Consider the following 23019-nt stretch of genomic DNA (forward strand, 5'->3'; position numbering starts at 1 on the left):
CTCCGTCCCGCGAAGGAGCGCCCCGTGAGTCTCCCGGTCGCCGACGCGCCGACGGTGCGCCGCCATGTCCGCGGACTGGTCAAGGGCCATGCTGGCCTGCTCGGCCGGACGATGCTCTGGTTCGTCCTCGCCACCGCGTGCGGGCTCACCGTCCCCGCACTGCTCGGCCACCTCGTGGAACAGGTGCAGAAGGGCGTCTCCACCACCCAGGTGGACATCGTCGTCGCGCTGATCGCCGGACTTCTGCTGCTGCAGAGCGTGTTCACCAGGACGGCGCGGCTGCTCGGTGCCCGGCTCGGCGAGCAGGTGCTGGCGGACATCCGCGAGGGATTCGTCCGACGGGTACTGGCGCTGCCGCTGTCCGCCGTGGAGAAGGCGGGTACCGGGGATCTGCTCACCCGCAGCACCCGGGACGTGGACTCGCTGTCCAAGGCCGTGCGCATGGGTGCCCCGTCCATCCTGGTGGCGGGCCTGTCCGTGCTGCTCACCTTCGTCGCGCTGCTGGTGACGAGTCCGCTGCTGGCGCTGCCGTGCCTGGTGGCGCTGCCGGTGATCGTCGGTTCGACGCGCTGGTACCTCAAGCGTGCGCGGTCCGCCTATCTGACGGAGGCGGCCGGGTACTCGGACCTGACGCAGGGGCTGTCCGAGACCGTGACGGGCGCCCGCACCGCCGAGGCCCTGGGCCTCGGCCGGCGGCGGATCCGCCGTACCGACCAGGACGTGCTGCGCTCCGCCGCGGCCGAGCGTCGCACGCTCTTCCTGCGCAGCGTGTGGTTCCCGCTGATGGACTTCGGCTACATCCTGCCGGTGGCCTCCACCCTGCTGGTCGGCGGACTCTTCTTCATCCACGGGTGGGTGAGTCTGGGGGAGGTCACGGCGGCGACGCTCTACACCCGCACCGTCATCGATCCGCTGGACGAACTGCTCGGCTGGCTGGACGAGTTGCAGGTGGGTGACGCCTCGCTGGCCCGCCTCATCGGGGTGGGCGCCGCCGTGCCCGCGACCGCCGGCTGCGAGCGCCGCCCGCAGGACCACCGGCTGGCCGCCGAGAAGGTCAGCTACGCCTACCGGGAGGGCCACGACGTCGTGAGCGAGGTGACCCTGACGGTACGGCCCGGCGAACGAGTGGCCGTGGTCGGTCCCTCGGGGGCGGGCAAGTCGACGTTCGGCCGCATCCTCGCGGGCGTCCACCCGCCCCGCACCGGAACGGTCACCATCGGGGACGTGCCGGTGGACGAACTGCCTCTGGAAGAGCTGCGCCGGCACGTCGCGCTGGTCACGCAGGAGCACCACGTGTTCCTCGGGACGGTGCGGGACAACGTGACGCTGGCGGTTCCCGAGGCGACGGACGCGCAGGTGACGGCCGCGCTCGACGCGGTCGACGCCGGCACCTGGGTGCGGGCGCTGCCCGAGGGGCTCGACACCGCGGTCGGTCCCGGGGGCCACGAGGTCTCCCCCGCCCAGGCCCAGCAACTGGCGCTCGCCCGGCTCGTCCTCGCCGATCCGCACACCCTGGTGCTCGACGAGGCCACCTCCCTGCTGGATCCCCGCGCGGCCAGGCACCTGGAGCGTTCCCTGGCCGCCGTGCTGGACGGCCGTACCGTCATCGCCATCGCCCACCGGCTGCACACCGCGCACGACGCCGACACGGTCGTCGTCATGGAGGGCGGCCGGATCACGGAGCAGGGCGGCCACGAGGAACTGGTCGCCGCCGGCGGCGTGTACGCCGCTCTGTGGGACTCCTGGCACGGCCGCGCCCCCGACACCCCCGCACATGAGCACCCTCACGAATGACCACATCGAACCCCTCCGGAAGCGGGACCCCAACCGGATCAGGAGCGTGACGTGAAACCGGACTCCACCCACATCGTCGATGCCGAGGCGGTCGCCGCGGTCGTCAGCAAGGTCGGTCTCGGCCGGCTGTACGACCTGGCGATCGAGCGGCTGACCGAGGTACTCACTGCGACCGGCGCCACCACCGAGATGAAGGCGCGCGACGGGTTCCTGCTCACCACTCCCAGGCTCGGCCTGCTGGAATGGATGCCGGCCGTCCGGCACGGATCGACCGTGTCGATGAAGCTGGTGGGCTACAACCCGCACAACCCCGTCAAGAACCAGCTCCCCACCATCCTCTCGACCCTGCTCGCCTTCGACGTCGAGTCCGGTCACCTGCGCGCGATCGTGGACGGCACGTTCGCGACGGCGATCCGGACGGGCGCCGCGTCCGCGCTGGCCTCCCGCGTGCTGGCCCGGTCCGACAGCAGCGTGCTCGGGCTCGTCGGCTGCGGCGCCCAGGCGGTGACACAACTGCACGCCCTCGCCCGGGCCTTCCCGCTCACCGAGGTCCTGGTGTGCGACACCGACATACGGGCGGAGAACTCCTTCGCGGCCCGGGCGCGCATGCCCGAGGGGCTGGTCCGGGTGGCCGAACCGGCGGAGGTCGAGGAACGCGCGGACATCCTGTGCACGGCGACCTCCGTCGCCCCCGACCAGGGGCCGGTGCTGCGGGGCACGGCCCTGCGGCCGTGGGTGCACGTCAACGCGGTCGGCTCGGACATGCCCGGCAAGACGGAGCTGCCCCTGGAGCTGCTCCACGAGGCCGTGGTGGTCCCGGACCACCGGGAGCAGGCCATGGCGGAGGGCGAGTGCCAGCGGTTGGGCCCGGAGCAGATCGGGCCCTCCCTCACGGAGTTGCTGGCCGGTCCCGCGCCGCGCGACGACTTGCGGACGGTGCGCACGGTCTACGACTCGACCGGGCTGGCGCTCCAGGACCTCGTGATGGTCGAGCTGCTGGAGGAACTGGCCCTCGAGGTGGGGGCGGGACACCGGCTCGTGATCGAGGCGACCGCGCACGACCCGCAGGACCCCTACTCGTTCCTGCCCGAATCCGTCTCGCGGGCGCCGTGGCCCGCGTGGGAGGTGTGAGCGCATGTCAGGGCCCATCGACCACCGGGACCCGCCCGACGAGGACCCCGCGGCGCACCGGGGGCCGGTCGTGGACATCGGCGCCGCCACGGTCCTGGACCTGGTCGACCGCGAGACGGCGGCCCGGCCGGACGCCTGGGCAGTCCGCGAGCAGGGCCGGCCGCCGGTGTCGTACGCGGAGCTGGACCGGCTCGCGGACACCGTGGCCGCCCACCTGGCCGGAGAGTTCGGGATCGGTCACGGGGACACCGTGCTGATCGCCGCGCGGGCCGGGGTGGACTTCACCGCGGTGGTGCTCGGCACCCTGCGGGCCGGCGCGGCCTATCTGCCCGTCGACATGACCTATCCGCGCGAGCGCATCGAGCAGATCCTCGGCTCCAGCAGCGCCCGGCTGACGGTGCTGGACGAGGGCGTGCCCGGCCCGGCCGCCGAACGGCCGGACACGGCGACGACCACGCTCACCCGGCTGCTCGCGGAGTATCCGGACCCACCGCCGCCGCGCCCCCGCCTCGGTCCCGGGGACGCCGCCTACGTGATCTTCAGCTCCGGTTCGACGGGCGCGCCCAAGGGCATCGTGCAGACGCACCGGTGTCTGGCCAACCTGGCCGCCTGGCAGGCGGACGGATCGGGTCTGGGACGCGGGCGCAGGGTGCTGCAGTGCGCGCCGCTCACCTTCGACGTCTCCGTGCAGGAGATCTTCTACACCCTGGCCTCGGGCGGCTGCCTGTACGTCCCGGACCCCGAGGTACGGCGGGACCCGCGCGACCTGATCGCGTTCATCATCGACGAGCAGGTCGAGGTCGTGGACTTCCCGCAGTCCCTCATCGACATCCTCATGTCGCTGCCCACGACGCTCGCGCATGCTCCGGCGCTGCGCCACGTCATCAGCGCCGGCGAGACGGTCCGGGTCACCCCGGCGCTGGAGGAACTGCTCACCTCGCGCCCCGAGATCACACTGCACAACCACTACGGGCCCGCCGAGAACCACATGGTGACGAGTCACTCGATGAGCGTGGAGCGGGGGAACCTGGAGCCCCGCCCGCCGGTCGGGTCACTGGTGTGGAACACCTACATCCGGATCCTGGACGAGGACCAGGTGCCGGTGCCCGACGGGGAGGTCGGCGAGGTCTACATCGGCGGGGTGGGGGTGGCGCGCGGTTACACGGATCCGGAACTCACCCGGACCGTCTTCGTCGCGGACCCGTTCCGGCCGGGTGCCCGCCTGTACCGCACCCGGGACCGGGGTGTCTGGCGGGCCGACGGGACGCTCCAGCTCCTGGGACGGATCGACGACCTGATCAAGATCCGGGGCAACGCGGTGGAGCCCCGGGAGCCCGAGTCCCGGCTGACCGGGCTGCCCGGGGTGAAGGACGCCGCGGTGTTCGGTGTGGCACGGGCCGACGGCGGCACGGATCTGCACGCGGCGCTGACCGGTGATCCGCCGCCGCCCCAGGAGCTGCGCCGCGCCCTGCTCGCGGCGCTGCCGGACTACATGGTGCCGGTGCGCTGGTGGGTGACGGACGAGCTGCCGTACTCGGCCAACGGCAAGCTGGACCGCAGGGCCCTGCCGGGGCCGGGGGCGAGACAGCTCGCCGTCGTCCCTCACCAGTCGAACGTCTCCCGGTAGCCGCGCTTCTCGATGCAGTACGTGCGGAACGCCCTGGCCTTGGCGACCATGACGTCGTCCCCGGTACGCCGTGCGGCCTCGACATACCAGTCGAAGGCCGCGGTCACCTGCGCCCGCCGCTCGAAGTGGAGCGCGGCGAAGCGGCGGAAGGAGTCACGCATGGTCGCCCGGGTCAGCCGGGGGCCGGAGCCGATGAGCTGCTCGAGGTCGGCCTCGGTCACCTCGGGGAGGTCGAGGATGCGCACGGGTTCCCCGGCGGGGACGTCGTTGCGGATCTCGACCGGCTCCTCGGCGTCCGCGAAGTCGAGGCAGAGGGAAAGCCGGGCGGGTCCGGCGGCGCTGCGTGCCGAATGTGGATGGGTGGTGTGGATTTTCCAGACCTCACCGCGGCGGAGGTGGTAGACGAGGTCGTTCTCGGAATGCAGGGATTCCTCGTCGGTGCGCAGCGGAATCTGCACCCTGGTCCCGGGTTCGGTGAATTCGAGAAAGTCCACGTGCGGGGCGAGAATTCCGTCGGCGAGGCTGAAGATACGCACCCACTGCAGTCTGTCCAGCGGGAAGTGCTCGGTCACCAGGGACATGATGCCGGGCAGTTTCCTGCCCAGCTCGGTGAGGGTCAGGTTGTCGCCGTGGGGGCGGAAGGCGGTGTCGGACTCGGCGCCGCTGCCGTTGGCCAGCACGTGGGCCGACCACGATCCGAAGGTGAAGGCGTCGTACTCGCCTCCGGCGTCGTGCTCGTCCACGAGGGCGAGTTCGGGTTCCAGGTCGTAGGAGTCGATGGGCAATACCGCAAGTCGCTGCGACTTGAGCAAGGCAATCCCCCTGCACCGATCGGTGATTTGACGCGCTGAACACATGCCGGCGCCTTACGCTCGCCACCATAACCCGCCGGGGATACGAGGGCAATGACGCCAATCTCCGCCCCACAGAGAGTTATTGACAAGATCTGGAGTACTTGTGCAGGGTTTTTTCCTCGGAGAATGTGCCGTCACGGAGGGGACCGATGACTGACCTCATCCAGGAGCTGTGCCGGTTGTTCGCGCGGGCACTGGAACTCGAGTACGTGACGGACGACACGGACTTCTACCTCGCGGGCGGGCACAGTCTGTCGGCGCTGGCCCTCGCCGTGTCCGTGGAGGGGGCGACCGGGGTCCCGGTCCGGGTGCGCGACATCCTCGAGTGCGCCACCCCGAAGCTGCTGGCCGCACGTCTGGCCGAGGCGCGGGCCGGCGCTCCGGACCCGGCTCCGCAGGCCGCCGGGGAGCCTCGGCGGGCCGAGGACGGGACGGTACCGGAGTCCGTGCGCTGGCTGTGGCTGGCGCGCCAGGGCAGCCACGGCGGCGGGGCGTACACCGTGCCGTGTCTGCTGCGGGGTGAGGGGGAGCTGGACGTCGACCGCCTCGCCGCGGCCGTCGCCACGCTGCCCGCCCGCCATCCGGCGCTGCGGACCGTCTTCGTGGAACGGCAGGGCAGTCCCCGGGCCGTGGTCACGGACCGGGTCGCCCCGCTGGACGTGGTGGACCTGCGCGACACGCCCCTGACCGAGGACGGCTTCGAGGCGCTCGTCCAGGACCGCGTCGAGGTCCCCTTCGACCTGACGGAGGGTCCGCTCTTCCGGTCGACGCTCTTCCTGCGGGCGGGCGGCGCCTGGTCGCTGCTGTCCACCGCCGATCACCTGGTGTGCGACGGACGTTCGCTCGCGATCCTGGCGGACGAACTGGTGGACGCCTACGGCAGGGACGGCACCCCGTCGGCGGGGCCGGCCCAGGGCGCCCGACCGGCGGTCGGCCGCCCGGACGGCGCTCCGTCGGCGGAGCCGGCCCAGGGCACTCGACCGGCCGCGGACTCGCGGGAGAAGTCGCTGGCGTACTGGCGGGGCCTGCTCACTCCCCCGCCGGCCCCGCTGCTCCTTCCCGTGGACCAGCGTCGCAGCGGTCCGGCGGGCGCCGTGACGGACACGGTGGCCCTCGGCATCGACCCCCGGGTCACCGACCGCGTCCGGACCCTGGCGGCGACCGCGCACGCCGGCCTCTTCGCGCCGCTCGCCGCGGCCGTCGCGAGCGGGCTGGGCGGTCTCACCCGCACCGACGACGTCTGCCTCGGCACACCCGTGGACCGCCGCTCACTTCTCGGCCTGGACGATGCCGTGGGCTTCCACGTCGCGACGGTCCCCTTGCGGCTGGACCTGTCCGGCCACGGCGATCCGGCCGGACTGGTGCGCCATGTGGCGGCGCGGACGGCGGACGCCCTCGACCACGGCGAGGTCGCCTTCGACGAACTGGTGGCGACCTTGGACCCGCCGCGGAGCGAGGGCCGCGGCCCGTTCTTCGACGTGTGGGTGGCCCTGTTCCCGCGCATCGACACCGGCCCCGCGGAACCGGGGGCCATCGGACTGCGGGGCGGCCCGTTCCTGCAGCGTCGGGGCATGTTCGAGCTGTCGTTCCAGTTCGTCGAGGAGGAGCGGGGCCTGCGCCTGTGCCTGCAGTACGACATCTCGCGCTACGCACGGGACACGGCCGAGCAGATCGCCGCCCGGGTCCTCGCCGAACTCGACCGGCTCGCCGGGGAACCCGAGGCGCCCGGGCAGCCGCCGAACGACTCGCCCGCCCCCGCCTTCCAGGGTTTCCGCTTCGACGCGTGACTTGTCCCGACCTTCGCTGAGTGAATCAGGAGACGCCATGACCACGACCCCGTCCACGCTTCCGTTGACCGAACTGCGCCTGTCGCCAGACGAGGCGGCCGAGACCGCCCGGTTGGCACTGGAACTCGCCCGGGAGTACCCCTCCGCGGACAGCGGGAGCCTGCTCCAGGACCTCCCCCTGCTGGCCGCCCGGCTGCCGGAGCGGGTCCGCAGGTTCCTGCGTGCCTTCCAGCTGGACCAGGCGGGCGGGTACTGCACGATCAGCGGGCACCTGGTGGACGACGGCAGGATCGGCCCCACTCCGGCGCACTGGCGGGACGAGCAGCGCGTCCATCGCGAACTGCCCGAGGAGATCCTGGTGTTGCTGTACGCATCGCTGCTCGGCGAGCCGTTCGGCTGGGCGACGCAGCAGGACGGCCACCTGGTCAACGACGTGTTCCCCGTCAAGGAGTACGAGACCCTGCTGCTCGGCACGGGCAGCAGGACGGCCCTGACCCTGCACACGGAGGACGCCTTCCACCCCTACCGCGCGGACTACATCATCCTGGCCTCGCTGCGCAATCCGGACCGGGTACCGGTGGTGGTGGCGGAGGCGGACTTCACCTCGCTGCCGGAGGACGTGCTGGACGTCCTCTTCGAGCACCGCTTCCGGATCATCTCCGACGACTCGCACCTGCCGCACAACAACACGGTCAGCACGGCGGAGGACCGGCGGATCTTCGACAACATCTCCCGGTTGATCAGCGGCCTCGGTCTGGTGCCGGTGCTCTTCGGCTCCCGGACGGACCCGCTGCTGTGCTTCGACGCCACGCACATGTCGCCGCCCGATGACGACCCCGAGGCGGTCCGCGCCTTCGCCGCGGCCCACGAGCTGCTCACCCACAACACCCGGCCGTGCGCGCTGGACGCCGGTACGTTCGTCTTCCTGAACAACCACCGTGTCGTGCACGGACGCAGTTCCTTCACGGCCCGCTACGACGGCACGGACCGCTGGCTCAAGCGGGTCAACGTCACCCACGACCTGCGCAAGTCGCGTAGCCTGCGGCGCTCGGTCGGTGCGCGCCTCATCGGCTGACGCGGGGGGCCGGGCGCCGCGCGCCCGGCCCCTGGTGTCAGGACCGGGCCGCCGCGGCGGCCCGGCACACGGCGGCCACCGTGGGCTCGTCGAAGAAGTCGTCCAGCTCTACCTGCAGCCCGAACCGGTTCTCCAGCTCGACGATGAGGAGCGCGGCGGCGAGGCTGTGTCCGCCCAGGTCGAAGAAGTCGTCCTGGGGACCCACCGCGCTCACTCCGAGCACCTCGGCGAAGAGCCCCGCGACGCGGGTGGCCAGGCCGCCGGCCGCGGCGTCGGGGGCAGGGTCGCCGGCGCCGGCCGGGGCGGCAGGACCGTCAGCAGATGCCTGGGGGGCGAGACCGTCGGCAGACGCCTGGGCGTCCGGAGCGTCGGTGGCTTCCTGGGCTCCGGGAAGGGAGGATTCATGCGCGTCCTGCGGAGCGGGTCCCCGCAGCAGTTCCTCGGAGCGGCGCGCGAGAGCGGCCCGGTCGACCTTGCCGTTGCGGGTGAGCGGCATGCCGTCGAGCCGCTCGACGCGGGCCGGCACCATGTGGCCGGGCAGGATACGCCGGGCCTGCGCGCGTACCTCGTCCGGGTCGGCGTCGCCGTCGAGGAAGCCGACGAGCACCAGCGAGCCGTCCGCGCCCGGGGCGGCGACGGCGACCGCGGAGGCGACGCCGGGCAGCGAGCAGAGTCCCGCTTCCACGTCGCCGAGTTCGACGCGGTGGCCGCGGATCTTGACCTGGCTGTCGCCGCGGCCCAGGAACTCCACTCCGGCGGGCGTCCACCAGCCGCGGTCGCCCGTGCGGTAGCGGCGTCCGCCGGGCAGCCGGGGCGCCTTGACGAAGAGCCGTTCCGTGAGGTCGGGGTCGTTCACGTAGCCCTCGGCCAGGGCCGGGCCCGCCAGGTTGATCTCCCCGGGGAAGCCGGGCGGGAGCGGGCGGCCCCGCTCGTCGAGCACTTCCAGGACGGTGGTGTCGATGGGCCGGCCCACGGGGAACCCGTGCCGGGGCTCGTCGGTGCAGTCGTAGGCGGTGGCGCCGACCGAGTTCTCCGTCGGCCCGTACTCGTTGACGAGCCGGACGCCGGGCAGTTGCCGGAAGTGGTGTGCGACCAGCTCGGCGGGGCAGGCCTCGCCGGCGACGGTGACCAGGCGCAGACAGCCCGGCGCGGCCAGCGCTTCGAGCAGGACCCGGTACAGGGACGGGACCAGGGTGATGTGTGTGGCGCGGTGCCTGCGCACCAGGTTCCCGACGCGCTGCGGCACCAGCCGGTCGGACTCCGGCAGCAGCAGGAGGGTGCCGCCCGCGCCCAGGACGGAGAACAGGTCGGAGACGGAGCTGTCGAAGGAGAACGAGGGCACCTGGACGAGCCGGGTCTCGGCGTCCAGGGCGTGGTAGCGCCGTTTCCAGGCCAGGTATCCCGCGATGGCGGAGTGCCGGACGGCGACGCCCTTCGGGGTTCCCGTGGAGCCGGAGGTGTAGATGACGTAGGCGAGGTCGTCGGGGCCGGGCGGCGCCGGCAGGTCGGCCGGTGCGCCGGTCGCGGTCGCCCCGGTGAGCGCGTCGGCCGTCAGTACCGGGACCGGGCTTCCGGCGAGCGGCCCGGGGTCGCCGGTGACCACGGCCGCGCAGGCCGCGTCGTCGAGGATGAACCGGAGGCGCTCGGGCGGCAGCCCGGGGTCCAGGGGTACGTAGGCGGCCGCGGCACGCAGGATGCCGAGGATCACGGTCACGGCGGCTGTGCTCTTGGGCAGGGCGGTCGCCACCCGGTCGCCGGGCCGCACCCCGGCCTCGACGAGCCGGCGGGCCACCGTCTCGGCGCCGGCCGCCAGCTCGGCGTAGCTGACGGGCTCGTCGCGGTCGATCACGGCGACGGCGTCCGGGGTCGTGCGCATCCGCTCCAGGACCGGCTCCAGCAGGGTGCCCGCGGAAGGCTCCGGCACGAATCCTGCGCGTTCCCAACGGGCCACCTGGGCACGGTCGTCGGGCGCCGACAGTTCCACGTCCGCGCAGGCGGTGCCGGGTTCGCCGAACGCGGCCAGGACGGTCACCAGGGAGCGCAGCACCACGGCGGCCCACCAGGCGTCCAGCCGTCGGGTGTCGAACGCGGCGTGCAGGGCGCGGCCGCCGTCGGACGTCTGACGCAGGCTCACCACGAGGGCCGTCTCGGCGTACGGGACGGGCGGCAGCCGGTCGGACCGGAGCAGCAGGGCGAACGGCAGGGCGGGGTCGTCGGCGGCCGGAGCGTCCGCCCGCCGCAGTGCGGTGTCGACGGCGAGCACCAGGTCGCGCAGGGCCGCGTCCTCGGGGGTGGGCACGGGACACACGGTCGTTCCGCGCGGCCCGGCGACGGCGAGCACCGGCTCGGTTGCGTCCTCGGCCGCACGCAGGACCAGGGCGGCCGCCGCCGTGAGGACGACGAGTTCCTCCAGGGGGCGGTCTCCGGCCACCCGGTGCAGGCCCTGTCGTGCGGCGGGCGTCAACTCCTCGAGGAGTTCGGCGCGTCCACTGCGCCCGGCTTCGGTCAGCCTGGCCCGCAAGGGAGTCGGCGTCGGTGCCGGGGTGGTCCTGGGTGCGTTTTCAGAGCTCATGGCGGGTCCTCAAGGGGATCGGAGCCGGGCCCCGCACGGGGCGGGTTCGCCTCGCAGGCCCACGGGGGCGCGGCTGTCTCCGAGGCTCAGAACGGTCTTGTGCCTGGCATACGGAATCGGACAGGGTACTGGGGGCCGGAGATCCCGGCGGGAGGAACGGGGGCTTGGTTGCGAGGTGCACCGCACGGGGTCACGCCGTTTTGCCGGCCGCGCCGTTTCTCGTTTCGGGTGCGGTTTACCCTCTGCGAGCAATAACGACGGGCAGCCTGGATTCGGATTCCATGTGACCGGAAACCGAAGTGACCGATTCCCGGTCCGACGCCCGAGAGCGGCGTTTTCCTTTTCGCCGCCCACCGCTCCGCACACTCGGAACGGACTATCGTCTTCGCAGGTCAGCGAGGTGTGAGGCGAGTACCGGCCGACATGGCATACTGCCCCCCGCATGTCGCATTTTCCTCGTTCACCCCTCTTATATCCCCAAGCGTTCGGGGACCGAGCATAGCAGCGGAACGGATCTTCAGAAAGTGCTGGCCGGGCCCGGCGACCCTCGTCAAATTTTCCCAGAAAAAGCTTGGCTGACACTCGCCACTATGGCACGCTCGACAGGGCAGGTCACGAAGGAATGACGAAAGGACCGCACGTCGATGACCCCCGCGATCGAGGCGTTGTCTCCATTCGGCCGGGACGGACGGTGGCGGGGCCCGCACCACTGAGCTGCAGCGGACCAGCCGGTCCCGCACCGGGGCCCGCCCGCGCAGCCGCGCCCGTCGTGGCACCCTGAACCACCGTCCCCATAGCTGATTTCACGCCATTCCAGCCGAGCTGCCGCCGGCACCGGGCCCGCCGGTCCGCCTGGCCAGGCCGCGCCCGTCCCCGGAGACCGTCCCGGCGGCGGCCCGCCGGCGCCGGCCGCCCTGCCGGCCGTGAACCCGCCGCCGACACCGGTGCCGCGGTCGGCGTACCCCCTCCGGCGTTCTCGGCCGAGGCGCCCCTGGCAGAGGAGACCTGATGACCGTTGCGGAAGGCCGAGCACGGGTGACCGTCGCGCTCGACGACGAGACGAGTGCCGCGCTGCGCGCGCTGTGCGCCTCGGCGGGCGCACAGACACCGACGGCGGTCCTCGCGTTGCTGCGTGTCCTGCTGCACCGGCTGACCCAGGGCAAGGACGTCCCCGTGCGGGCCGGACTCCCGGGCCGTGACGTGCAGTTGACCGCGTCCCTCGATCCGGACGCCGGCTTCCGTGCGTGCCTGCGTGCCGAACAGCACGCCGTCGAGGCGGCCGTCGGCCGCGAGCCGCTCGCCGGCGTCGCGCTCACCGCGGACGGACTCGGTCCGCACGCCGTCACCGCCGACCGGGTGCCGGACGCCGGACCGCTCTCGGTGACCGTGCGGAGCGACACCGCCGACGCCCGCGACGCCCGGCGCACCGCGGGTCAACTCGCCCGGCTGGCACGGGAGGTGTGCGCCGCTCCGGACGCGCCGACGGGCCGCCTCCCCGTCCTGCCGCCCCGGCAGTGGGACGGCCTGCTCGCGCTCGGCACCGGCCCGCACCAGGACCTCCCGGCGGAGCGCACCGTCCTCGACCTGTTCACCGAGCAGGTGGCCGCACACCCCGGTGCCCCCGCCGCCGTGTGCGGCGACCGCACCTACAGCTACGCCGAACTGGACGGCATGGCGGACCGGTTGGCCGCGCGGCTGGCCGCTGCGGCGCCGACCGGGCCCGAACGGGTCGTCGCCCTGCTGTGCGCGCGCACGGAGTGGATGCTGGTGTCCCTCCTCGCCATCCTCAAGACGGGGTCCGCCTTCCTGCCGCTGGACCCCGAGCAGCCCGCTCTGAGGCTGCGTGAACTCCTGGCCGACAGCGGGGCGGTGGCGGTGCTCGCCGACGCCTCCCGGTCCGGGTCGCTGTCCGGCGCGCCTCAGCCGGTCGTGACCCTCGGCCGGGACACCGCCGCCGAACCGCCCGAGCCGCCGCTGCGCCGGGCGGGCCCCGCGGATCTGGCGTACGTCGTCTACACCTCCGGCTCCACCGGCGCCCCCAAGGGCGTCATGGTCGAACACCTGGGCATCCTGAACACCGTCCGCTACCGCATCGCGTACTACGGCCTGGGGCCGGGCTCGCGCGTCCTGCAGGTCGACCCGGTGCACGCCGACGCCGGCATCTCCGACGTGCTCTCCGCCCTGTGCTCCGGGGCGCCCCTGGTGGTGCTGGAGCGCGAGCAGCTCATCGACCCCGACGAGGTCGCGGCCGTCATCCGCCGGGAGGACGTGACCCATGTGCAGACCGTCCCGAGCCTGTACCAGCTGATCCTGGACTACGCCGGGGACCGGCTGCCCTCCCTGCGCCAGGTGGTGCTGGGCGGCGAGCGGCTGACCGCGGCACTGGCCGCACGCCACCACCAACTGCTGCCGGACGCCGACCTGTTCAACGAGTACGGCCCCTCGGAGGACAGCGTCGCCACCACGCTCGTCAAAGTCGAGCCCGGCAGCGAAGAGCCGCCCGTGGGCAAGCTGTTCCCCAACAAGACGGTCGACCTGCTGGACGAGCACGGCGCCCTGGTGCCCCTCGGCGCCCTGGGGGAGATCTGCATCGGCGGCGTCGGGCTCGCCCGCGGCTACCTCGGCAACCGGCAGCAGACCGAGGCACGGTTCGTCGCGAACCCGGTGCGCCCGGGGCAGCGGATGTACCGTACCGGCGACCTGGGGCGGTGGCTGCCCGACGGCAGTCTGGTCTGCCTGGGCCGCATCGACGACCAGGTGCAGATCCGCGGTCACCGGGTGGAGCCCGGGGAGGTCACCGAGGTCCTGGCCAAGGCACCGGGAGTACGCAGTGCGGCAGTGGTGGCATGGCCGGGCGCGGACGGCTCGCACCGTCTCGTCGCCTATGTCGTGGGCGAGCACGAGCCCGCGCTGCTGCGGGCTCACCTCGCCGACCGGCTGCCTGCCCACATGGTTCCCGACGCCTACGTTCCGGTGACGGCACTCCCGGTGACGTCCATCGGCAAGCTGGACCGCTCGGCGCTGCCGGCTCCGCCCGAGCCCGGGGAAGTGTCCGAGGAGAGTGCGGAGGTGGAGCTGACCGCCGCCCAGCTCCGGGTCGCCGAGGTGTGGTCGGCGGTGCTCGGCCATCGCGTGCGGCAACCGGACGCCGACCTGTTCGCGCTGGGCGGCCACAGCCTGACCGCGGCCCGCATCGCCAAGGAGCTGGGCGTGGCGGTCAGTACGGTGTTCGCCAACCCGACGGTACGGCTGCTCGCCGGCGCCGTCCCGGACGGCGGGCCCGAGCCCGCGGCGCCCGCTGCCCCGGCTCCGGCGGACCCGGGAGCCTTCCCGCTGTCCCGGGCACAGCGCCGCGTCTGGCTGACCTCGCGCCGCACCCACGCGGACCGGTTCATCATCTCGGACCTGGTCCGCACGGGCCGCTCGCTGCGCCCCGACACGCTGCGCACGGCGCTCACGGCCGTCGTGGAGCGTCAGGAACTGCTGCGGGCCCAGGTGTTGCCCGAGGGAGCGTCCGCCTCCCTGACCGTGCTGGACGGGCTCCCCGGCGGCGTACCGCTGCGCGTGACCGAGCTGCCGGGTGCCGACCCGGACGGACCGGATGTCCGCGAGGCGCTGCGCGGGGCCCGTTCGGTGACCTTCGACCTGGAACGGGCGCCGTTGTTCGAGGTGTGCCTGATCCGGGGCCCGGTCGGCGGCGACCTGCTCACGGTCAGCGCCCACCATCTGATCTACGACGGCGCGAGCGTGAACGTGCTGCTCGACGACCTGTTCGCCGCGTACGAGGCTGTCGAGCGGCAGGGCGCCGCCGCCCTTCCCCCACTCGAGCACCAGTACCGCGACTGGGCAGCGGAGGAGCGGGCCTGGCTGGTCTCGGAGGAGGCCACGCGGCAGGAGGCGTTCTGGAAGGAGCGGCTGCAGGGGGTGCGGCCCGTCCCGGACCTGGTGGACTCCACGCGCCGGGGCCGGCGCCGTGGACTGTCCGGCCTGGTGCGGCGCACGCTCCCGGCCGGGTCGCTGCACGGCACCCCGGCGACGCCCTACGCCGTCGTCGTCACCGCCTTCACCGCTCTGGTCCACCGGGTGACCGGGGTGACCGATGTGGTACTGGGCTTCCCGGCGAGCCTGCGGCACAGCCGGGCCGACGACGCACTGATCGGATACTTCGCCAACGCGGTGCCGCTGCGCCTGGAGTTCGCCCAGCGGGACGGCCTGGGCGACCTGCTGGGGCATGTGGGCGCGCGGGTGGTGGAGGCGTACGAGCACGGCAGGCTCCCCTTCGACGCCCTGGTCGAGCGTCTCGGCATCGGTGCGCAGCCGGGCCGTAGCGTCCTGCTCGACCTGGGCGTGAGCTGGGAGAACGCGACCGTCGCCACGGCCGGTTGGCAGGTCGAGGACGTGCTGGCCGAGGAGTTGCCCGCCGACAGCGACATGTGGCTGTACGCGAGTGTCCGCGGTGACCTGCTGCACCTCGATCTCACCTACGACCGGCAGCTGGTGACGGAGCACGAGGCGGCCGGTTTCGCGGACGACCTCGTACGGCTGGTGTCCGCCGTGGTGACCGAGCCGCACACGCCGGTGGGCGCGCCCGGGGACGTCCGGGAAGAGGAGGAGGACGTGTGGAGCGCGACGAGTTACGACTTCTGACCCCGCGGCCTGCTCCGGTGGTGCTACGCCCGGTCACACGGGCCGCCCCGGCTGCCCAGCGCCCGGCCACGGAGCCCGCGCAGGCGGCACGGCCGGTCACCCGGCGGCCCGTGGGCACGGGCCGCCGGCGTGACGGTCGTTCAGACCAGGGCCCGGCGGTGCGGCGCGTACCGCCGTCCGCTGGCCAGGCGCAGGTCGGCGAGCACGTTGATCCGGCGCAGCCACCGGTCGGTGCCGTCGTAGCGGGCGCCGAACGGCCTGCGCCCGTGGACGGCACGCTTGTTGTCCACGATGAGCAGTTCGCCGGGCCCGACCACGACATCGCGCAGACCCTTGTCGATGGCCGCGATCACCGCGTCGAGCGCCTCCAGCGCTTCACCGTCCAGGGACCGCGGCATGAAGGCCGGGTCGATCCGGATGTAGGGAGCTTCGCGGTCGCCGGACAGGATCGCCGTCCGCCGGGGCGCCGACTGCTGGTCGGCGATGTCGCGGAACGCCTGGGCGACCCAGCTCTCGTCGTCGAGGCCGGTGGTCTTGCTGTTGAAGGAGGCGGTGTGCGACTCGTCCGGCATGATGACGAAGCGCTCCTCGAAGAGCACCTCCCGCACCCGGTCCTCCAGTTGGATGTCCTGGACGGTGGCGAAGGTGGTCGGTACCCGGTCGTGGTTGCGGATCCCCGCCAGCATGATCCAGTCGGCGCGCAGCGGGTGGAAGGCGTCCTCGTTGTGCCACTCCAGGGTCGTGGTGGAGCTGGAGCCGAGCTGTTCGGCCTCGTGACCCTTGATCGGGAACAGGTCCAGCACCAGACGGCCCCGCTGCTGGGTCACGAAGGAGACCGGGTCGCCGAGCAGCGAGCCGAACAGGAGCAGCAGGGCGGTGGCCCGCTCGGCCTCTTCGCTGACCGGCTCGTGGACGTAGTCGGTGGGGGTCGGTCCGGCCAGGGCTTCGGAGACGGGCAGGTTGGCCAGGACCAGTCCGCCGTACGGGCGTCCGGTGAGCCGGAAGCGCACGAGATGGGACCGGATGCGCAGGGGTATCTCGTGTGCGAGCAGAGCCAGTTGGTCGAGCCGCTGGTCGAGCGGCTGTTCGTGGCTGCCGTCCAGGACCGCCTCCGCCAGGTCGTGCAGGTCGGCCCGCTCGGCGTCGGTCAGTTCCAGGCAGGGCATGTCGTCGTCGGCTCGCAGCGGGAGTTCCGCGACGGGAAGAGCTCCTCTGAGGTTCATGAGGTGTGCTTTCCTTTTCTGTACTCAGGCGATATTCGGGACAGACGGACCCTCACGAGAGATTTCGGACACATAACGGTCCAGGCGGGGGCAAACCTTTTCCGGCCTAAAATCCGGGGAAATTCCGGGTGGTCTCGATTTTCTCGACCGGCATCCCGGGAACACCGTCGAGAGCCCCCTTCCCCCGATTCCGTCCACCGACTCTCATCCCCGTGCCGCCGGAAAAGACTGGATAGAGCCTAGTCTCACCAGACACATTCCCCCAACGGCTGACAATGTGAGCCGCATCACTCTACGCCGGACGCATTCACCGCCAACTCCCCTGGATATGCAATGCAGTGACGGACAGTCAGGCATTGCACGTCCACTCGGGACTGCCGGTTGCATTTCCTGCCACACTCCTTTCCCCTGCCCTTTTCAAGTCGAGGTGTCACTGTTGTCGAAAGTCCACGACCCCGCCCCCGGGCCAACGTACTCCTCGCCCGGAACCGCTCTTTCCGGCCATGGCGCGAAAAGGGACTCCGCGGCCGTGCGCGCTCATTGGCTCGCGGTGCTCCAGGGCATCCGGCGGGAGCCCCTGCTGGAGCCGGGCGGGCCGACCGCGCCGGTACCGGAGGCCGCGTTCGTGCCGGCCGGGCCGGCCGCGGCGCTGCGGCGCATCGCGGGAGACGATCAGGTGGGCCTCCACCTGCTGCTCCTGGCCGCCACGCGCCTGTGCCTGAGCGCGTTCGGAGCGGCCCGGGACATGCCCGTGCTGTGCCCCTCCCCCGGCGACCCCGACGCCGAACTCGCCCTGCGGACACGGCTCGATCAGGACACGCCGATGACCGGATTCCTCACCTCGGCCCACGCCGACCTGCTCGCCGCCACCCCGTTCGCCTGGCGCCACCGTGCCTCGCTGGCGGCACAGCTGGAAACCGCGGGCGCGGCCGAGAGTGACGCCCTGGCCCAACTGGCCGTCCGGTGGGAGGCGTCCGGCTCCCCCGGCCGGCTCCCGTGCGCCGCGGTCGAGGTGCGCGGTCGGCTGGAGGAGGACGGCACCCTGCGGGTGCGGGTCCTGTCCCCGCACGGGCGGGTTCCGGTGGCCGTACAGAACCTGCCCCGGTGCATCGCGGCCGCCCTGTCCGACCTCGGACGGGATCCCCGGCGCCCCGCCCGGGAGCTGGACGTGCTCGGGCCACAGCAGCGCGCAGAGGTGGAGCGCTGGAGCGGACTGCCGCTGCCCGACGCCTGTCCCGCCCTGTCGCTCCTGGACCTGGTCGATGCGACGGCCGCACGCGGCGGGGACCGGATCGCCGTCGTCGACGGCACCACCCGCCTGACGTACGACGACCTCATGCGGCACACGGCGGCCCTGGCCGACGAGCTGCGCACCCGGCACGGCGTCGGCCGCGGCGACCGGGTCGCCGTCCTGCTGCCGCGCGGCGCGAGCCTCGTCGTGGCCGTACTGGCCGTACTGCGGGCGGGCGCCGCCTACGTCCCCGTGGACCCCGCGCACCCCGAGCAACGCATCAGCCACCTCCTCCGGCTGAGCGGGGCCACGCTCCTCATCGGCGACCGGCCCCCCGCCGGCACGACCTTGCCGGCGGTGCCCTCCGACCGGGTCCTCGCCTCCCGGACGGGGGCCGAGGCCGCCCGGGGCCCCGCACCGCACGTGCGCCCCGAGGACGAGGCCGTGCTGTTCTTCACCTCCGGGTCGACCGGACTGCCGCGGCCGGTGAGCATCCGGCACGACCAGATGTGTCACAAGGCGGTCAGCTCCGCGGCACAGCTCGGGATCGACGCCGACGTCCGCTGCGCCCTGCTCTCCGCGCTCACCTCGGACGCGACGGCGTACCAGATCTTCGTGACGCTCGGCGTCGGCGGCACCCTGGTCGCGATGGGAGCCCCCGACGAACTGGATCCGGTCACCTTCTGGGAACGCATCCGCACGGAACGGGTCAGCCTGCTCAACTGTGTCCCGGGCCTGCTGTCGGCCATGCTCGAAGCGCTCCCGCCGACGGCGGGGCTGCCCCTGCCCCATCTGATCCTCGGCGGCGACGCGGTGCCACGGGGCCTGATGGCCCGCACCAGGGGCCGGCTGCGCATCGGCAGACTGGTCAACCTCTACGGCCCGTGCGAGGCGACCGTCGAGTGCGTCTCGTACGTGTGCCCCGGCGACCGGGCCGCCGAGCTGATGTCGGTGCCCATCGGCTCCCCCTCCCCGGGCTTCGGGGTACTGCTCGTGACGGAATGGGGCACCCTCGCGCCCGTCGGGGTGCCCGGGGAGATCTACGTCGCCGGTCCCGGCGTGGCGGCCGGCTACCTGAACGCGCCCGAGGCCACGGCGGAACGGTTCGTGCCCTGCCCGGCCGCAGACGCCGGGCACAGCTTCCGCACAGGTGACCTGGCGCGCTGGAACGCGGACGGCACCCTGGAGTTCCTGGGCCGCATCGACGGACAGGTCCAGCTGCACGGCCAGCGGGTGGAACCGGGCGAGGTGGAGCAGGCGCTGGTACGGCTGGCCGGTGTCCGCGAGGCGGTGGTACTGCCCCGGCCGGCCGGCCGCGACTCGGTGACACTGGCCGCCTGGTACACGGCCGACGCTCCCCTCGAGCCGGGCGTCGTCCGCTCCCTGCTGGCCTCAGAGCTGCCCGCGCACATGGTGCCCCGCCTCCTCACCCAGCTGCCCGCCCTCCCCCGTACCCCGCACGGGAAGATCGACCGGACCGCCCTCGCGGCCTCCCCCGACCGCCGTGCCGAGGACGTCTGGACGCCGTACGACGCCGCCTCGCGCACGGTCGCCGACGCCTGGGAGGCCGTGTTCGGGCAGCCTCCGCGCTCCGGCGACGACGACTTCTTCGAGGCCGGCGGCCACAGCCTCACCGCCGCCCAGCTCGTCAGCGCCCTGTGCGCCGCGGAACCGGAGTGCGGGGTCGCCGTACGGCAGATCTTCATCGCACGGACCCCCGAGGCACTGGCCGAGGCGGTACGGCAGGGGCTGCGCGCCCCGCGGCCGTCCACGGGCGCGCCCGCTGCCGCCGCCGCGCCCCAGGCACCCTCCGGACCGGCCGCCGCCGGCCCGGCCGAGGCGAGCAACGCGCAGCGCCGCATGTGGCTCCTCGAGGCCCTGGACGAGGGCGCCTTGCGTGCCTACAACATGGTGGAGGCGTACGAGCTGGACCGTCCGCTGTCCGAGGAGGCGCTGCGCGCCGGGGTGCACGCGGTGGCGGTGCGGCACGAGTCGCTGCGCACCACCTTCGAGCTGCCCCGCGACGGTGCCGGGGCGGTACTGCGGCAGGTCGTGCACGACATCGGCGACATGGACCTCGCCCCGCAGGTCCAGCGGGTGGCACCCGAGCGCCTGGAAGCCGCGCTCGCCGCGGCCCGGGACGAGGAGACCCGGTGGCGCTTCGACCTGGCCGCCGGCCCGCTGTTCCGGCTGCGGTACCTGAGCGCCGAGGGCCGACGGCCCGTTCTGCTGTTCAACGTCCACCACTCCGTCAACGACGGCTGGTCGTACTCCGTGCTGCTGCGCGATCTGCTCACGGCGGCCGGCGCGTTCGAGGCGGGGCGGGCGCCCGCGCTGGGCGCGCTCCCGGGCTACCGTGCGCACACGCGGGCGCTGGCGGACCGGCTGGCAGCGGGGAGCGGCGCAGTCCACTCGGCGTACTGGCGGCGGACACTCGGCGATCTGCCCCCGCTGCCCCCGCTGCCCGGCGACCACGTTCCGGGCGCCGTGCGCGGGAGCGCGGGCGGGCAGGCCCGGGTGACCCTGGACGGGGAACTGACCGATGCGCTGCGGGCGTTGGCCGTACGGGCCACCGCCACCCCGTTCATGGTGTGCGTCGCCGCAAGCCGTGTACTGCTGCACCGGCTCACGGGTCTCGTGGACCTGCCGCTCGGCACGGTGGTCGCCGGCCGCTCGGCACCCGGACTGGCCGAGGAGGTCGGGCTGTTCGCCAACACGGTGGTCCTGCGTACCGCCATGGATCCGGCGGGCACCTTCGCCGACCTGCTGGAGCGGGTCCGTCGCACCGCCCTCGACGTGCAGGAACACGAGGAGTACCCGTTCGACCGGATCGTGGAGGACCTCGCGGTGGAGCGGACGGCGGGCCGCAATCCGCTGTTCGACGTGCTGGTGGAGACGGTGATGTCGCCGACCGTCACGGCCGGCGGGGGCGACGGCAGCCGCACGGCCCGTCACCTGGACGAGCCGCCGCAGGTCGGCGACTTCGACCTGTCGTTCGGCTTCCTGCTGCCCGAGGCAGGCGCCGCCCGGCACGCGGAGATCAGGGTCGGCCACCGCCTCGACCGGTACACCGCGCACAGTGCCGTACGCATCGGCGAGCAGCTGCGGGATGTCCTGGAGGCCGTGCTGCGCGAGCCCGACGCACCGCTCGGCGCACTCCTCGCCACCACGCCCGACGACCGCACCGGACCGGCGCGCACCACGACCGACCTGGTCCTGTCCGAGAACGCCGTGCACGCCCTCGCCCGCATCAGCGGCGGGCGGGCGGCCGAGGAACTCGTGGTGCTGACGGCCGCGGTGGCGCTGGCGACGGCGGACATCGACGGCACACCCGAGCTGCGGGTGCAGCGTGCGTCGGCGCAGGTGCGCTGCCCGGTGGACGTCACGACCGCGGCCACCCCGGCCGACCTGGTCATGGCGGTGGACCGGGCGGTCCGGACCGCTGCACCGGCCCAGGACCCGCCCCGGGTGCTGGTGGCCTCGGAGACCATCGCCCCGCCCGCCGGCCGGGCGACGTTGAGCGCGACCCTCCTCCGGGCGACCGACGCCGGCCGGCGCGTGCTGCGCCTGGAGTGGGACACGGAGGAAACCGGGCAGCGGACGGCCGAGGCACTGCGCCACCGGCTCGACCAGGCGCTCGGCTGCTTCGCCAAACCCCGGGGCCCGCTCCCGGACCGCATCGCCCCGCCCGCCGCACCGGCGGTACGAGGCACCGACAACGGAGGAAACCTGTGAGCCCTGATCTGGCCGTCACCCATCTCGTGGGAGCGTCGGCGGTGATCCTGGTGGCCGCCCAGGTGGGCGGATGGCTGTCCCGGAGACTCGGACAGCCCTCCATCGTAGGCCAGTTGATCGCCGGCATCGCCCTCGGCCCCAGCCTCCTGGACCAGCTCCCGGCAGGCGTGGGCGACACCCTGTTCCCCCAGGCCATCGCGCCGATGCTCACCGCGCTGAGCCAGGTCTCGCTCGTGATCTTCCTGTTCGTCGTCGGCTACGAACTGGACCTGAGCCTGCTGCGCGGCAGGTCCAGGACCACGCTGGCCGTGGCCGCCGCGGCGTTCGGCGTACCGATGCTGACGGGTGCGGGCGCCGCTCTGCTGTTCCGCGGCACCCTGGAGGACCTGGGGGCGCTGCCCGGCATGCCGGTGCGCTCGGTACTCTTCCTGGCCGTCGCCCTGTCGATCACGGCCGTGCCGGTGCTCATCGTCGTGGTCCGGGAGAACTCGCTCGCCGGAACCGTTCCGGGCGTCATAGCCGTGTCGGCCGCCGGGCTGATCGACGTGGTCGGCTGGGCGGTTCTGCTCGGCACCCTCATGGACGGCGGCGACGGGTCCGGGATGTCCCTGCCGGTACGCCTGATCCTGCTCGGCGTCTTCGTCGCCGTGATGGTCTGGCCGGCCCGGCTCCTGCTGCGGCGGCTCATGCGCATTCCCGGCGTCTCCACCCAGTCCCGGCTGGCCCTGCTCATCGGGTTCGCGTTCACGGCCGCCTGGGTCACCAGCGCGCTCGGCCTGCACGTGATCTTCGGTGCGCTGCTCGCCGGGGTGGTCACGCCGAGGGAGCCGGACGGGACCCTCGACCCGGACCTGGTGCGTTCCCTGGACGGGTTGAGCTCGCTGCTGCTGCCGTTCTTCTTCGTGGTGTCGGGACGCAGTGTCGCCGTCGGCGCCCTGGGCGCCTCGGCCGTGGCCGTGCTGGTGGGCATCACGCTGCTCGCCGTCGTCACCAAGGTGGGCTCCGGGGCACTCGCGGCGCGTGCCTGCCGGCTGGACACCCGTACGTCGCTCACGGTCGGGGTGCTCCTGAGCACCCGCGGGCTCACCGAGCTGATCGCCCTGAACGCAGGCCTCGAGGCGGGGTTGTTGAGCGGGACGCTCTACACCGTGTTCGTGCTGATGGCGATCGCCACCACCCTGCTCACGCAGCCCCTGCTGGTGCTGTGCCGCCGTGTGCGGGCGGCTGACCCCGACCCGCAGACCTCCGCCGACCCGGTGTCCGCGGCGTCCCCGGGCGGCCGTTGAGGGCGACGGAGGGTGCGCAGGCCGTGCCCGGGTCTCCTGCCGGGAGCGGCCTGCGCG

Annotated in this window: 11 protein-coding genes; 8 read left to right on the forward strand and 3 right to left on the reverse strand. The window is 73.1% G+C overall.

Annotation, left to right across the window (positions count from 1 at the left end; translation table 11 throughout):
• The first annotated feature begins 24 nt into the window (after nt 1-24).
• Genes JK359_RS10055 through JK359_RS10065 form a run of 3 tightly spaced genes read left to right on the forward strand, consistent with a single transcriptional unit; the run spans nt 25 to nt 4552 of the window.
• Complete coding sequence (locus JK359_RS10055; RefSeq protein WP_307788037.1) at nt 25-1794, forward strand: ABC transporter ATP-binding protein; 1770 nt, start codon at nt 25-27, stop codon at nt 1792-1794.
• Between the two features lie 51 nt (nt 1795-1845).
• Nucleotides 1846-2925, forward strand: coding sequence for an ornithine cyclodeaminase family protein (locus JK359_RS10060; RefSeq protein WP_201834139.1), 1080 nt, complete (start codon nt 1846-1848; stop codon nt 2923-2925).
• 4 nt (nt 2926-2929) lie between these two features.
• Entirely contained in the window at nt 2930-4552 is a 1623-nt protein-coding gene (locus tag JK359_RS10065; protein ID WP_201834141.1) for an amino acid adenylation domain-containing protein, read from the forward strand.
• On the opposite strand, the gene JK359_RS10070 is transcribed toward JK359_RS10065, so the two are convergent.
• Nucleotides 4528-5364: a putative nonproteinogenic amino acid hydroxylase gene (locus tag JK359_RS10070; RefSeq protein ID WP_201834143.1), complete on the reverse strand. Its 837-nt coding sequence runs from the start codon at nt 5362-5364 to the stop codon at nt 4528-4530. The two genes, JK359_RS10065 and JK359_RS10070, sit on opposite strands and share 25 nt — an antisense overlap.
• A gap of 191 nt (nt 5365-5555) precedes the next feature.
• Here JK359_RS10070 and JK359_RS10075 point away from each other — a divergent pair, with 191 nt between their 5' ends.
• Both JK359_RS10075 and gntD (JK359_RS10080) read left to right on the forward strand, forming a co-directional pair.
• Nucleotides 5556-7193 carry a condensation domain-containing protein gene (locus tag JK359_RS10075; protein WP_201834145.1) on the forward strand — a complete coding sequence of 546 codons (1638 nt, stop codon included), beginning with the start codon at nt 5556-5558 and terminating at the stop codon, nt 7191-7193.
• A 37-nt stretch (nt 7194-7230) separates the two neighbouring features.
• Nucleotides 7231-8268, forward strand: a complete 1038-nt coding sequence (gene gntD / locus JK359_RS10080; RefSeq protein WP_201834147.1) for a guanitoxin biosynthesis L-enduracididine beta-hydroxylase GntD — start codon at nt 7231-7233, stop codon at nt 8266-8268.
• A 37-nt stretch (nt 8269-8305) separates the two neighbouring features.
• Here the strand turns inward: gntD (JK359_RS10080) and JK359_RS10085 are convergent, their stop codons facing one another.
• Complete coding sequence (locus tag JK359_RS10085; protein ID WP_201834149.1) at nt 8306-10840, reverse strand: non-ribosomal peptide synthetase; 2535 nt, start codon at nt 10838-10840, stop codon at nt 8306-8308.
• 1008 nt (nt 10841-11848) lie between these two features.
• Here JK359_RS10085 and JK359_RS10090 point away from each other — a divergent pair.
• On the forward strand, nt 11849-15487 hold the full coding sequence (locus JK359_RS10090; RefSeq protein ID WP_201834151.1) for a non-ribosomal peptide synthetase: 3639 nt from the start codon (nt 11849-11851) through the stop codon (nt 15485-15487).
• A 140-nt stretch (nt 15488-15627) separates the two neighbouring features.
• Here JK359_RS10090 and gntD (JK359_RS10095) read toward each other — a convergent pair whose 3' ends face one another.
• The gene (gntD, locus tag JK359_RS10095; protein WP_201834154.1) at nt 15628-16710 is read right to left on the reverse strand and encodes a guanitoxin biosynthesis L-enduracididine beta-hydroxylase GntD; all 1083 of its coding nucleotides are present in this window, start codon (nt 16708-16710) and stop codon (nt 15628-15630) included.
• A 529-nt stretch (nt 16711-17239) separates the two neighbouring features.
• On the opposite strand from gntD (JK359_RS10095), the gene JK359_RS10100 reads away from it, so the two are divergent.
• On the forward strand, nt 17240-21676 hold the full coding sequence (locus JK359_RS10100) for a non-ribosomal peptide synthetase (RefSeq protein ID WP_201834156.1): 4437 nt from the start codon (nt 17240-17242) through the stop codon (nt 21674-21676).
• Nucleotides 21673-22962: a cation:proton antiporter gene (locus JK359_RS10105; protein ID WP_201834158.1), complete on the forward strand. Its 1290-nt coding sequence runs from the start codon at nt 21673-21675 to the stop codon at nt 22960-22962. The genes JK359_RS10100 and JK359_RS10105 overlap by 4 nt, the downstream gene beginning before the upstream one ends.
• Nucleotides 22963-23019: the final 57 nt, after the last annotated feature.

The sequence above is a fragment of the Streptomyces actinomycinicus genome, from assembly GCF_016741775.1.
Lineage (GTDB): Bacteria > Actinomycetota > Actinomycetes > Streptomycetales > Streptomycetaceae > Streptomyces > Streptomyces actinomycinicus.